The organism is Paenibacillus sp. Z3-2, assembly GCF_054161325.1.
This window is the reverse complement of the sequence record NZ_CP096397.1, coordinates 2,964,932-2,978,632: the sequence shown is the minus strand read 5'-3', so window position 1 is coordinate 2,978,632 and position 13,701 is coordinate 2,964,932. Positions and strand designations below refer to the sequence as shown.

At 43.9% G+C, this 13,701-nt stretch carries 14 protein-coding genes and 1 pseudogene; 6 read left to right on the top strand and 9 right to left on the bottom strand.

The window, feature by feature from the left end:
* Positions 1-13 precede the first annotated feature (13 nt).
* The 4 genes and pseudogenes from rbsD to M1D71_RS13385 form a co-directional block, all read right to left on the bottom strand.
* On the bottom strand, positions 14-415 hold the full coding sequence (gene rbsD, locus M1D71_RS13400; RefSeq protein WP_145317303.1) for a D-ribose pyranase: 402 nt from the start codon (positions 413-415) through the stop codon (positions 14-16).
* Complete coding sequence (gene rbsK / locus M1D71_RS13395) at positions 415-1,293, bottom strand: ribokinase (protein WP_458126859.1); 879 nt, start codon at positions 1,291-1,293, stop codon at positions 415-417. The genes rbsD and rbsK overlap by 1 nt, the downstream gene beginning before the upstream one ends.
* A complete protein-coding gene (locus M1D71_RS13390; protein ID WP_458126858.1) occupies positions 1,286-2,275 on the bottom strand; it encodes a LacI family DNA-binding transcriptional regulator in 990 nt (329 codons plus the stop codon). The genes rbsK and M1D71_RS13390 overlap by 8 nt, the downstream gene beginning before the upstream one ends.
* Positions 2,276-2,518: 243 nt before the next feature.
* A pseudogene (locus M1D71_RS13385) lies at positions 2,519-2,848 on the bottom strand (cupin domain-containing protein); the annotation flags it as partial.
* A 150-nt stretch (positions 2,849-2,998) separates the two neighbouring features.
* Here M1D71_RS13385 and M1D71_RS13380 point away from each other — a divergent pair.
* Together M1D71_RS13380 and M1D71_RS13375 are read left to right on the top strand one after the other, a co-directional pair.
* A complete protein-coding gene (locus M1D71_RS13380) occupies positions 2,999-3,559 on the top strand; it encodes a TetR/AcrR family transcriptional regulator (protein ID WP_458126857.1) in 561 nt (186 codons plus the stop codon).
* Positions 3,560-3,717: 158 nt separating this feature from the next.
* Positions 3,718-4,686 (top strand): DMT family transporter, encoded by a 969-nt coding sequence (locus tag M1D71_RS13375; protein WP_458126856.1) that lies wholly within the window; start codon positions 3,718-3,720, stop codon positions 4,684-4,686.
* Positions 4,687-4,786: 100 nt separating this feature from the next.
* On the opposite strand, the gene M1D71_RS13370 is transcribed toward M1D71_RS13375, so the two are convergent.
* From M1D71_RS13370 to M1D71_RS13350, 5 genes are all read right to left on the bottom strand, one after another.
* Entirely contained in the window at positions 4,787-5,929 is a 1,143-nt protein-coding gene (locus M1D71_RS13370) for a DUF4309 domain-containing protein (protein ID WP_458126855.1), read from the bottom strand.
* Between the two features lie 291 nt (positions 5,930-6,220).
* On the bottom strand, positions 6,221-7,354 hold the full coding sequence (locus M1D71_RS13365; protein ID WP_458126854.1) for a serine hydrolase domain-containing protein: 1,134 nt from the start codon (positions 7,352-7,354) through the stop codon (positions 6,221-6,223).
* Positions 7,355-7,639: 285 nt separating this feature from the next.
* Positions 7,640-7,828, bottom strand: coding sequence for a hypothetical protein (locus M1D71_RS13360; protein WP_458126853.1), 189 nt, complete (start codon positions 7,826-7,828; stop codon positions 7,640-7,642).
* Positions 7,829-7,866: 38 nt separating this feature from the next.
* Positions 7,867-8,088, bottom strand: coding sequence for a small acid-soluble spore protein Tlp (gene tlp, locus M1D71_RS13355; RefSeq protein WP_145317345.1), 222 nt, complete (start codon positions 8,086-8,088; stop codon positions 7,867-7,869).
* A 372-nt stretch (positions 8,089-8,460) separates the two neighbouring features.
* Positions 8,461-9,333, bottom strand: a complete 873-nt coding sequence (locus M1D71_RS13350) for a YitT family protein (protein ID WP_458126852.1) — start codon at positions 9,331-9,333, stop codon at positions 8,461-8,463.
* A gap of 301 nt (positions 9,334-9,634) precedes the next feature.
* On the opposite strand from M1D71_RS13350, the gene M1D71_RS13345 reads away from it, so the two are divergent.
* Genes M1D71_RS13345 through M1D71_RS13330 form a run of 4 tightly spaced genes read left to right on the top strand, consistent with a single transcriptional unit; the run spans position 9,635 to position 13,610 of the window.
* Entirely contained in the window at positions 9,635-11,251 is a 1,617-nt protein-coding gene (locus M1D71_RS13345) for a spore germination protein (protein WP_458126851.1), read from the top strand.
* A 32-nt stretch (positions 11,252-11,283) separates the two neighbouring features.
* Positions 11,284-12,489, top strand: a complete 1,206-nt coding sequence (locus M1D71_RS13340) for a Ger(x)C family spore germination protein (protein WP_458127235.1) — start codon at positions 11,284-11,286, stop codon at positions 12,487-12,489.
* A 28-nt stretch (positions 12,490-12,517) separates the two neighbouring features.
* Complete coding sequence (locus tag M1D71_RS13335; RefSeq protein WP_458126850.1) at positions 12,518-13,216, top strand: GerAB/ArcD/ProY family transporter; 699 nt, start codon at positions 12,518-12,520, stop codon at positions 13,214-13,216.
* Positions 13,209-13,610 (top strand): GerAB/ArcD/ProY family transporter, encoded by a 402-nt coding sequence (locus tag M1D71_RS13330; protein WP_458126849.1) that lies wholly within the window; start codon positions 13,209-13,211, stop codon positions 13,608-13,610. The genes M1D71_RS13335 and M1D71_RS13330 overlap by 8 nt, the downstream gene beginning before the upstream one ends.
* Positions 13,611-13,701 lie beyond the last annotated feature (91 nt).

Below are 13,701 nucleotides of genomic sequence, written 5' to 3'. Positions count from 1 at the left end.
ATGCAACCTCCTTTTAACCGAAATGGACTCCCGATTGTAAAATGCAATTGGCATAGGGTGTGGCTTCGCCAGTGCGAATAACCGCCTTCACCTGCCGGGTTAATACTTTAAATTGTTCGTGGTTGATGGAAGCATCGATTGCTTCTCCACCGAATCTCTCCGTAATGAATTGCATGGCTACGGGATTACCTTCATGAATTTCTTCTGCCACAATGACTTTCTCAATGACCATATCTTCAGCGATCAATTCCACAACTTCGCGGAAACTTGGTGTGCCCAGTTTGAGGGCCAGATCGATTTTGAGCACGCCGTCTGGTACGGGTAGACCCGCATCCGCAATCGCAATCATATCCGTGTGACCCAGATCAGACAAAATCTTGGAAATGTGACTATTCAGTATGCCATTTTTTTTCATTACAAGCTCACCTCTACTTCATCACGCGTTGGCATGCCGCCCTGTGCTCCGAACTTGGTCACCGACAAAGATGCAGCCCGATTGGCGAAGCGTATACTCTCTTGCAGCGGTTTGCCTTCAGCCAAAGCGACTGCAAATGCGGCGTTGAACGTATCCCCTGCCCCAGTAGTATCGACAGCCTCCACTTTATAAGTTGGGACTAGAATTTCTTCTGTACCATCAAAGTAACGTACACCCCTACTGCCCTCCGTAATGAATAACTTGTTCGGATATTGACGCAATGCCTGTGCCGGACTCATGCCCTGAAACAAAATCTCGGCTTCATGCTCGTTCGGCGTGATATATGCGGCGTTGTCGATCACTTCTTGCGGCAATGTTCTCGCCGGAGCGGGATTCAGCAGCAGCGGTGTTCCGAATTCTGCACACAATGCGCTCACATGAACAACCGTTTCCTCCGGAATTTCCTGCTGAATCAGCACGATATCTGCATTTCGAATGACCTCAGCCGCCTCATCGACATATGCAGGAGTGACTTCACGATTCGCCGCTTCAACAACTATGATACTATTATCACCTTCTGCCAGAATGATATGAGCCGTTCCACTTTCTAAATGTGTAACCGGTTTCACATTTTGCGTATTTACAGCATTTATTTTGAAGTTCTCTAAAATATCTTTGCCAAAGGCATCGTCGCCTACCCGGCCGATCATCGTAACCTCGGCACCCAGCCGTGCAGCGGCAACAGCCTGATTGGCCCCTTTGCCCCCAGGAACCGTTTTGAAACTGTCGCCTAGAACGGTTTCACCCGCTCCCGGCCGTCTTGCAGAAGTAACAACCAAATCCATTGAACTGCTTCCTATTACACATATTTTAGCCATCTGATCTCACCTTTCTCGTAGTGCCCCGTTCGATGAAGCTGACGGGCAGTTGTATGTTTTTGTTCTCTATTGCAGCTTGTTCCACAAGCTGTATAAGTAATCCCGCTGCTTCTCTTCCCATCTCGTATGCTGGCTGATGGATGGTGGACAATGCCGGCGATAACAGGCTGCTCATTGGAATATCATCGAAGCCGATCACTTGTACATCATCAGGAACTTTTCTTCCGATTCTTGCTGCCTCATGCAGTACCGCCATGGCTGCAATGTCATTGCTGGCAATGACTCCGTCCGTATCCGCATATTCCCTGAATAACTCCTCAGCCCATAACCCGGCCTCGTTAAACGAAAATGAGGTCGTCTGGATTACCCGGTAGTCTAGCCCGGCTTCACGTATAATTTCAATCGCTCCTTCGAAGCGATCCTGAGCGGGCCTGATCTGTGACGGTCCTTGCATAACCGTAATCCGGCGACTACCGCGGTTGATGATCTCCCTTGCAGCTAATCTTCCACCTTCCCTGCCATCCGCATACACGGATGGACGATCCAGTGAAGTTCTGTCCAGAAACACCACGGGAATCTTCAGGTTTTCATATATAGAAGAATGAGGGTAGTTCGTTGAAGAGATTACACCGACCACGTTATTCTGGATAAACGTCTGGATGTAATCCTGCTCCTTCCGTTCCTCCTCATCACTATTTCCGAATATTAATCTGTAATCCTGCTCCTGCATCCGATCCTCTACGCCGCGGGCTAACTGCGGGAAGTAAGGGTTTGCAATATCCGGGAGCAACAGGCCAATCAGTTTGGACTTGCGCTTATATAATGAGCGGGCCACTTCATTCGGCGAAAAGTTAAGCGCCTTCACAGCATCTTCCACTTTCTTGCGTGTGTCCGCATGAACATAACCTCTATCGTTAATGACCCTTGATACGGTGGCTACGGATACGCCAGCCCGTTGAGCTACGTCTTTTATTGTTGTCATAAGATGCTCTCCTCTATGTGTAACCGGTTACAGATATTAAATTATCATATTCTTTTCAGTTTGACAAGCGTTTTCATTCTGGAAATTACTCCAAGTCTATTGCTAATGTACTGAAATACAGGCATATCCAAGGTTTAATGCCAATCAGACGTCCCCAAATTGCATGCTGTTAAACATAGAAAATGACGAGATCGTCAGATAACGCCCTCGTCATTTCTTTATTTCAATTACATTATTCACCGTTTATTTTGTAGCATCTCCGTACACTTCATCTGTCACAGGTTCTAACCACTCCGGTGTACCTGCAGTGATTGCAATGTGTTCAAACCAACTATCTTTAGCGGCTCCATGCCATTGCTTTACACCATCATGAGTCACAATAACATCGCCGGCTTTTAAGAACTGAGCAGGTTTGCCTTCTTCCTGATACCATCCTTCCCCACCTGTTACTAACAACAGTTGAAATCCACCACGATGGATGTGCCAGTTATTTCTGCATCCCGGTTCAAATGTAACATTCCCAACACCCACGTTCACTTTGGGATCAGCAACCAAGGTTTGGAGATAACTTTGTCATTTCACCTCCAATATATTACACACATACGTGCGATATCGCACATTCGTGTATAATATAAGATAATTGTACTTCGTCTGCAAGGATCATAAGAATCTGACCCTTATTGAACAAGGTGACGATATCTGTGCAATTACTCCCTGGAAAGAATGGTGATTCGTATAAAGCCTACCCTAGATCGAAGAGTTCTTAAGTCTCAGGAAGCGATCAAATCCGCCTTTATCAAACTCATGAACGAGAAACATTTTGATACCATTACGATGCAAGACATCTCTGATTATGCGAATGTCGGCCGCAGAACAATATACCATCACTATTCGGACAAATTCGACTTGTTGGATAAGTTAATAGAAGAACATATCAATGAACTGAGGAGATTGTGTAAGCATGCATCCGATCTGGATCTTATAGAAAGCAATGTACTTTGGTTCGATTATTTTGAATTTCACTATTCCTTCTTTTCGGCTATGTTACAAAGTAAAGGAGCCCCTTTTTTCCGCAGCCGCTTCCTCCCTCTGGTCATCGAAGAACTGGAAGATGAGGTGAATGTATCGGAGGGTAAAAATAGAGGACTAAATAAAGATGTTATTCTCATGTTCTTTGGTACAGCAATCGTTGGTATAGTGGAATCCTATTTCACAAATGGGTTACCCCGGCAACCTCACATTATGGCAGAACAAGTAGGAATATTGTTGGAAAGGAACCTATAACAAAGACATCTCAAGAACCGTTTCTTCATCTAAACGTACCTTCCGGAGAACGGTTCATTCATTTTTCTGATACAACGAGTGATGATATGTGATATGGTCAGTGAGGATATTAGATTCGTACATATATATGTGCAAGAAATGCGAGGAGAAGATCGAAAGTGATAGAGAGAAATACCCTTGAGAAACCGAGTAAATTCAGTGACCCCATTTTTGTCATGCTCATAGCAAGCCTTTGTTGTTTGTTATGGGGTAGTGCGTACCCGTCCATTAAACTTGGATATATCGCATTTAACATTTTGCCAGAAGAAATTGCTTCCAAGTACGTATTTGCCGGATACCGATTTACGTTGGCGGGCTTGATGCTCTTGCTTCTGTCTCGTGTTATCAGAAAACAGAAGCTGCAATTGTCCAAGCCACAGTGGACAAGTCTCATCATGCTAGGTGTGTTACAAACCGGCTTGCAATATATGTTTTTCTATGTGGGCGTAGCCAATACAACGGGTGTCAAAGGCTCGATTATGAATGCAACAACGACCTTTTTCAGTGTTGTTCTGGCCCATTTCATCTATAAGAACGATAAATTAAGCAGGAATAAAATCGTTGGCTGCTTGCTGGGATTCGTCGGTGTGATCATCGTGAATTTCCATACGGATCTGCTTGCATTCTCCTTTTCATTCACAGGCGAAGGCTTTGTGATTATAGCAGCACTTGTTTTCTCCGTCACAGCCATTTACGCCAAACGTCTAACCGCCACCATCGATGTTCTAATTATAACGGGAGTCAGCCTGTTCGTCGGAGGGCTGGTACTTACTCTGTTAGGTTTATCGCTCGGCGGCAGGGTCACCCATTTTACCATGGAATCCACCAGTAACTTGATCTACTTGGCTTTGCTGTCATCCGTCGCATTTTGTCTGTGGAATATGCTTCTCAAGTACAACAAGGTCGGAAGAGTGTCTGTCTATAACTTCCTTATCCCTATATTTGGCGCATTGTTATCAGCGTTATTCCTGGGGGAAACGATTTTGGAAATGAAAAACCTGGCCGCATTGCTGTTCGTGTCAGTTGGTATTTACCTAGTCAATCGTGTGCGTTCTGTGCAAAGCTCTAATAACACTCCAATAAAATAGACTACCCGTCCACTTCGATGGATAACAAAAAAAGCCGCTAATTAGCGGCTTTTTTTGTAAGTTCGTATACGAATACGTTCAGTTCTCGCGATGTTATACCTTAATATATATTTGTAAAGTCAATTAAGTCTTCTTCTTCCAAATAATTAAAAACTATAGTGTGCTTACCCAGCTCATATACCATCTCATAACCACCCACAACTTCATTATAATATTCCGAGGTGGGTTTTCCCATCCATCGTTTCACATTCCATGGTGAGAGATACTGCTTTTCATTGTACAGCTGGATAACCGCAATACGTGATTTCTTGCTAAGCTCGTGCATGTATGAATCAAACCCGATGCCGAATTTAGAATAATAATAGTACGCTCCCCATTCCCCGTTTGAACGAGAATTGGGTTTCCCCAACTTTTTTTGCATAGTTTGAAGCGTCATGCCAATCTTGATGTCCGTCCGACCTGGCAATACACCCTTTAAAGCAGCTTCCTTCAGGCTTTTCAGGTAAGCGCGATCGCCAACACCCGAGTTCGGCCAAGCTTCTGAACGGAGGTTACGTGTATCTTCCAACCGCAATTCCAATTTGTTCACATTCAGCTTAAACGTATCAACTCCATAGACGAATTGAAGGTTGTTGTAATTTTTGAACTGCACTCGGGCACCTGGAAGAGTACGAATTCCACCATCTCTGATCGCAGAATAGGAATCGTCGATTTTTTTACCCTTATTATCGACATATGTTACACGGCGCAATTCCCCGGAACGAACAATATACGTTTTCACCTCATTGAAATTAGAAGTTCCCCAATCGGTGATCATCAGCATATCTGGTGTACTAGCCTCTTTGCTTTTCACAACGAAGTTCCAGGTTTGAGGCAAAATAATCGTATTCAGATCCAGTTTTGCTGCCTGAACAGTTCCGTATGCTGCACCTTTTTTTAGTAAGGCTGCACGATACGTGCCTGAATAACTCTTGTCGCCTTTTTTATTGTTGGTCCAACCATTTTCTTCGGTCAGCGTGCTCTTCTGTTCATCATAAGCAAAAATATAAACGGTGTAAGCCGTTTGCTTGGCATCACGAAGCGTAAATGAAAGCCGGCTCATACTTTCGAGCTGTTTGGCGGAGATTTGCTCTCCTTTGGCAGCAGCATTGGGTGGTAGCAGAAGCACTGCGCTCAGAACATAGGCGATTAAGGTAAGTAAGGCCAGAGAAGCCCATTTTGCATTGTGTTTAGGGTGTATCATCGTTGACTCTCCTTTGAGTAAAAAAAATAACAATCTAACAGTTCTTTTCTAATTTTAAATTGTGCACAATCTCAACATTCAAACAGGTACTTGCTAGCGTGTAATCTTGATCAAACTATGTAATTAAGTTCATGTTCAATAAGCACATCCTCCTACTAGTACTATTTTCCTAAGAATGATAACATACCCTTTCTAATAAAGAAATAACAATCTAATGAATAGATTCGACTCATATAACATAAAAAAGCCGCTATTTAGCGGCTCTTAAAGTAACTTTGAATACGATATGATTTATAGACAGGAGTAAACCACGTTACGTAAACGTCGTTGAACGTACGGCTCCTGACTGTTCAGCAGATGCTGCGCATACATGACCGTAAGCTCTGAATCCGGATCAATAATAGCCATACAACCAGCAGCGCCACTCCATCCAAATTCACCAATGGGGCTCAGCGAGCCGCTTCCTGCTTTGGAGATATGTGTGCGAACACCCAGTCCATAGCCGTATCCATACATATGATCCCAGGAATAATCAGGACGAGTCATCTCGTTCAAGTGATCCGTCCGCATCAGTTCCACTGAAGCTTGTGACAGAATGCGCACGCCTTCGGGACTCGTACCACGCCCAGTAAGTGCGTTCAAGAAAAGTGCATAGTCACTAACAGTTGACAACAAGCCTGCACCGCCGCTTTCCAACTCCGTACCTACCCGGAATCCGTTGCCGTCCAGACGTACAGCCTTCTCAAGCTCATCATTATAAGCATACTGCGGAATCAGGCGTGTCTGCTGCTCATCATTCAGATTGAACGCTGTATCGTTCATGCCAAGTGGTCCGGTGATTTCGTCACGCAGATATGTACCAAAGCGTTTACCACTTACAACTTCCACCAAGGCCCCCAGCACATCATGACACATGCTGTAGTTCCAATGTGTTCCTGGTTCAAACAGCAGTGGTTCTTTGGCAAGCGCTTTCGCGAAGTCTCGTGTCGGTAATGTTCCGTCGGTGCTTTTTACGGCTTCCTGAATGCTTGGAGAACCAACGTCATAGGAGAACCCGGCAGTCATGGTGAACAAATCGCGTACTGTAATAACTCTTGTCGCCTTCTCCAGTCGGATCTCCCCGTTCGCCATCGTTTTCTTTACCGTCATCTCAGCATACTCTGGGAGATAATCGGACAACGGATCGCTTAACAGCATCTCCCCTCTCTCCACCAGTTGCAGAGCTGCCACGCAAGTCATAATTTTTGTCATGGAGTATAGATTGAAGATCGCTCCATCACCAATAGGTGTTTTCTCTTCCAGATTGGCGTATCCATTACGATAATGGAAAACGGTATCATTTCGATGCATCACCAGCACCTCTGCCCATGGAATGCGCCAGGATGTAATGCGGTCAATAAATGAAGCAAGTGGTTTAAAATCCATATTTTTTTCCTTCTTTCTATGTATACTCATTATATTTCGAATGTGATCTACGGTATGTCCCATAATCCACATACTATTAATATACGACCATTTGCTTGCGCTGACTACCACCAGGTTTGGTAATATAATCATCTTCGTTGCTACATTAGAAAAGAACAAGCAGCCAGAGTAGCGACCTATACAACTATAAAACATAAAAATCCCCTTTCGCTCAACAAGAATAAATCCATCGGAGCCGATGGAAGTACTTGTCTACTGAAAGGGGATCAAACAACGTTATTTCGATCAAGCCCGCTTGTTCTCAACAGACTTCATCCGGTTTTGGTTATCAGGCTCTCGATCATTACTGAATTCCTGACCAGCTTCAATCTGGCCATTGCCGGAAACGGCTCGTGAGAAATTAGTGAATTGACTTTTATGCTCATCCTGCTCATGTTTTTGCTGTAGAAGCTCTTGCGGGTCCTGTTGTGGCATCCATTAGCCTCCTTTGAAATCAAAAATAACTTCCGAGTTTATTGTTGATGTTTTGCTTCATCTTTAATTTCTTCACGAAAGCCGGAAATACTATGTTTGCGTCGTTCATTTTTTTCCTCGATTTGAGTCTTTTCGCGTTCCGGGATTTCATCTCCAAATTCCTCAAGATAATCCTCTGCTTCCCGGTAGTTCTCGATTGTGTTCACCACTGCATTCTGCAAATGATCCACGTTATCCTTACGATTATCCGGTTTGCTCATAATAGTCACCTCCCAAAATGGAATCATGCAATATATATGCACTACAGAAGTTTTCCATAAGTAAGCTTGGCTTATGCACTTCGATCAAAATCAGCCTTTTTCCATGATCCACAAGGTAAAAAGCTAAGTGATATTCCAATAGACGACTTTATTTTTACTCATCCAACAATCATCGATATTCCCAAAAGTTATGATCCAACTGATCACCAAAGCTGATCAGACATCGGTGTTGTCTATGCTGTGCCTTTGTTTATTGATGCACTCTGGAATCGCCATTAGGTTTCCCTTCTCACACAAACATAACCTGTATAAAAAACGCGCCAGAGAAGTTACTCTCTCTAGCGCGTTTTTTTGTAGTGAGTAAGGAGTTACTCAGTGAATATCTTTCTTTTTGAAATTGCCGCCTCTCACTTCTGCTACATCGTATACAACTACAAAGGCAGTCGGGTCAATCTCATGAATGATATCCTTGATCTTACTCTCTTCCATTCGGTTGATGACACAAGTGATTTCCTTGAATTGCTCATTAGAGTAACCACCGTATGCATCGGTATACGTTGCTCCACGACCTAATCTGTCCCGAATGGTTTCAACCATGATCTCAGGCTGATTCGTAATGATTTTAAACGTTTTGGAGCCGCTTAAACCCTCTTCTACGATATGTATTACTTTGGAAGCAATAAAATATGCAAGCCCTGACAAGATCGCACCTTGCAGACCGAACACGGTAGAAACGACAATAAATACAAACATGTTAAGGAACAGGATGAGATCACTGGTTCCAAAAGGTACTTTTCGTGAAAGTAGTACAGCCAACATGTCTATACCATCCAATGCCCCGCCGTTACGCAATGCAAGTCCCATACCAAAACCGATGATAATCCCGCCGACAACCGTAACGAGTAAGGTATCACCTTCAATGATGGTTGGTACATGGTGCATCAGACTCGTGCTAATCGCCAATGAAGCAATACCGATAATCGAATATAACGCGAAACTTTTACCGATTTGCTTATACCCTAGCCATACAAATGGAATGTTAATAATCCCAATGAGCATCCCGAGTGGTAACCCGAACAGCTGTGAACCCACGATACTCAGTCCTGTCACACCACCGTCGGAGACATTATTCGGAATTAATATGGCTTCCAGACCATATGCCGTGATAAATCCCCCAATGATAATCAATAATACTTTGGAGAGGATCTTCAGCTTGTTTGATTTTTGTTTCCTGATTTGATTCATTCCATTTCCCCCTTGGTGAACAACCGATAAAAAACAGTCTATAATAAAAATCACTGTTTTGGCAATAGATCGTCATTTGTGCATTGCATCATTGCCCGATGAACGTTCGATACGACGCAATTTTATGCTCAAGCATCTCATCGGCTGTGTTAAGCATTAAATAATGTAAACAAAGTTCGGGCACGACTTCACAATCATATCTTGACATGTTGTGCTCTGTACTGACAACTCACCTGAATACAAATACTGGGGACGTAGCATATTACAACAATTGATCGATATCAAGAAGGGAATAGTTATTGTGATTAATAAGTTTAGAAATTGGTTATTTAATCAACCTTCACGATCCAAAACTGAAGGGAAACATAAGCAAGTCGATAACGGAAAGTCAGCGATATTACCGAAGGCGCTGAGTTGTACGCTTGAGAACAACGTGGCCATGCTGAAGCAAGAGATGGGACATAGTACAGATTACGTACTTCGTTGTTGGAATAATGAACACGGCCATCCAGTACTGGCTGTAAGTTTCTTTGATGGCCTGGTCGATCAGCAACTACTAACAGCTCTGCTGGAGGAGCTTACTGCAGGTATTCGAAATGGCGTTATTTCTGATCAAAATGTCGAAACCTGGTTGATGGATCATATTCCTATTGGAAGTATAACCTGTCTCGAAAACGAGGAGACACTTATCCATGCTGTTCTTCATGGACAAGTTGCTCTTCTCGTCGAAGGAAGCCCCAAGGCCTTTGCTGCTTCGATCAGCGGTGGCGCTAAAAGAGCAGTTGAGGAGCCGTCATCACAAACAGTGATTCGCGGCCCTAAAGAGGGGTTTACTGAGGATATATCCACTAACATCGCACTTCTCCGGAGAAAGATTAAATCAACTGAACTCCACATTGATTCTCGAAATATAGGAACATACACTCAGACGAAGGTATCAGTGGCGTATATACGAGGCATTGCAGACCCGGAGGTTGTCATGGAAATATCTAGACGATTAGACTCCATCCACACCGACAGTATTCTCGAAAGTGGATATATTGAGGAATTTATTCAAGATGGTGTATGGACTCCATTTCCAACTATGTACAACACCGAGCGTCCGGATGCAGTAGCTGGCAGCTTACTTGAAGGGCTGGTGGCCATATTAGTTGACGGTACCCCATTTGTGCTGACTGCACCCGTAACTTTTTTTCGGTTTATGGCATCCAGCGAAGACTACTACCAGCGTTATGATTTGGCATCTTTCCTTCGGATCCTTCGAATCGCATCCTTTTTCCTGGCATTGCTGTTGCCCTCGTTCTTTATAGCAACAACTACTTTTCACCAGGAAATGCTGCCTACAACTATGCTTATTACTCTGGCTGCACAGAGAGAGACCACTCCACTGCCAGCACTGCTTGAAGCGATAATTATGGAATTGACCTTCGAGGTTATACGTGAAGCAGGAACGCGGATGCCGCGGGCCATTGGGCCGGCCATCTCGATTGTTGGTGCGTTGGTCATTGGACAGGCAGCAGTTCAGGCGGGAATGGTTTCCGCTGCTATGGTTATCGTGGTGTCCTTTACGGCCATCTGCAACTTTGTGCTCCCTGCTATCAATATGTCGGGTACGGTTCGTTTACTCCGGTTTGTTCTTATGCTGTTGGCAGGTTCCTTCGGATTATATGGCGTATTGGCTGCCATGGTCCCCATTCTCGTTCGATTGGTATCTTTGAATTCGTTTGGTGTTCCTTATATGATGCCGATCGCACCTTTCAATAAAAGCAATTTGAAAGATCTGTTTATACGTGTACCTTGGTGGAAAATGAAGAATCGACCTGTGATGTATGGTGATGCAAATATAATGAGGCAGACCACGGAACACGAGTCCTTTGCAGAACAGGCAGGGGAGCACGGGAAAGATCCTATGGCATAAGGAGGTAAGATGTGGCTCGATTAGGTAAGTACATGATGATTATAGCCTTGTTATTCGGTTTGACGGGATGTTGGAACCGTGTCGAACTGAATGAGCTGTGGGTAACTGCTGCTACTGGAGTAGATATGATGGATGATGGCCAGTGGTTGGTGTCGTACCAGATTATTCTTCCATCCGCCATTTCAAGTGGAACAGGAGGAGGAACGGGAGGGTCATCACAACCGGCATTTCATGTCTACTCTGTAAAAGCCAAAACCTATAATCAGGCTTTATCTTATAGTAATTTGCAAACATCAAGACGAATTTACGTAGCTCATAACCGTGTTATCTATATTGGGAAAAAAGCGGCTGAAAATGGGATGGACCGGGTAATCGATTTTTATTTGCGCAATACGGAAGCCAGAGAAATGGTATCTATGATTGTAACCGACGGCCTTGCATCCAATCTAATAAAGAAGTTAGCCGTGCCAGAAAAAATTCAAGGTGCTGCCATGTCCGATATGATCGACAAAGAGAGCGATTATCTATCGTTATTTCCAAAGGTTAGAGTTTATGATTTCGCATTGAGCATGAACTCGGATTCCAAATCCATCGGAGTACCGGTCGCAGAGCTGGTTGGAGAGAAAAATCCTAAGAATGAGAAGGAAGCAGAGAATATGGACGCTTTCAAGACAACATCAGCCCCGCTCAAATTGACGTTGACTAAACTGGGAGTATTCCAAAATGGAAAACTCAAAGGGTTTCTCGACAAGCAAGAAAGTCTTGGCGTTTCTTATCTCTCACAGAAAATTAATAGAACCGAAATTTCATTCCCATGCAGCGAGCAAGCCGGCAGGAAAATGTACTCTTCCCTTAGAGTGGACTCAGCAGATGTAAAGCTTACACCTAGAAAAACGAATTCTCATTACACCATGCAGGTTAAAGTGAAGTTAAGTGGAGGGTTAATTGATACTACCTGCACTAAGGATATTTCCAAGACAAAGACCATACATGAGATGGAAAATGAGATTGCAAAGGAAGTAACCAGTACGATTAATGAAGGCTGGGTTAAACTCCAGGAACTTGGTGTGGATGCAGTTGGATTTGCTGATCGGATTCATCGCAAGTTCCCGAAAGATTGGAAAAATAAAGAAAAAGAATGGGGTCAGGAATTCAAGAAGATGGAGCTGGACATTCGAGTGGATGCACGAATAGACCGTCCTGGACTTCTACAAAACCATATTGGAAGTGAAAACTAATCCATTTGTAATGAAGGGGATCAATTATATGGATAAAACAGTTGCCCGGGTATCCGGGTTAGCCATTGCCTTCTCCCTGTTTCAGGTTGGCAGTACAACGTTATTCTTGTTGGGAGCTACAGCCAAGCAAGATGCTTGGCTGGCCATGACGATAGGTGCACTTGCAGGGTTCGTACTCCTGATGATGTACCTATCCATTCACAGTCTTGACCCGGAGCGGGATTTGTTCGAGCTCCTATGTCATTATTGGGGCAAATGGATTGGCAAACTAGGTGGACTGTTGTTCATCGGTTACTTTACATACGAAGCTTCCAGGACAGTCAGGGACATTGGCGAGCTCGGAACACTGACATTGCTGAACAGGACACCAACTGAAGTCGTTACGTTGATTGCATTGGTTGTTTGTGCCGATGTAGTTCGGTTTGGACCCAAAGTCTGGTTCCTGTTATGTCATCTATTCTTGATTCTTTTAGCGTTTGGCTATGGCGTTATCCTAGTGCTTACCCCTTTTACGAAACTCATTCACTTTGAATTTTTGTTCCCTGTATTAGAGAATGGCCTAACTCCCGTAGTAAACGCTGCTATTCCCGAAATCATGTCCTTTCCCTTCGGCCAGACGATTCTCTTTCTTGTGTTGTTTAAGATTGTCACGAATAAACGTAAACTAAAGCGGTCGATCATTATTGTCTACTGGAATCACTGCGGTGTTCCTAGTAATTATGAATGAATTAACCGTTCTGGTTCTGGGCCCAGAATTGGCTGCATCAATCACCTATCCTTTATTTGCAGTCACTCAAATGATCCAAATCCCGAAGATCATTGAGAGAGCTGATGTCCTGTTTACGTTGGTTCTATTTATTGGGATCGGAGTCAAGACAGCGGGCTTTATGTTCGGTGCCGTCATCGGGCTGCAAAAGATCTTCCCCTTGAGATATAAGCCTGCGTTGCTGTTATTAAGCATAATCATATACGCGCTTACGTTTCTCAGCCCAAGGTTGACCGAATTTTTGTGGTTTGGTTTAAGTGTAGCTTTGGTTTATGTCTGGCCCATCTTTCAAATAGCTCTTCCTGCCCTTCTTTTCCTGACCATGCTAATTCGGAAGAAAAAAAGAAGGGCGTAATGCGATCCCCCGTCGTGTCGCGCTTGGAGCATGAGCTACGGTTTATCCAAACTATGAAATCGCTATACATTCAGTAGTACACTTGAAGTTG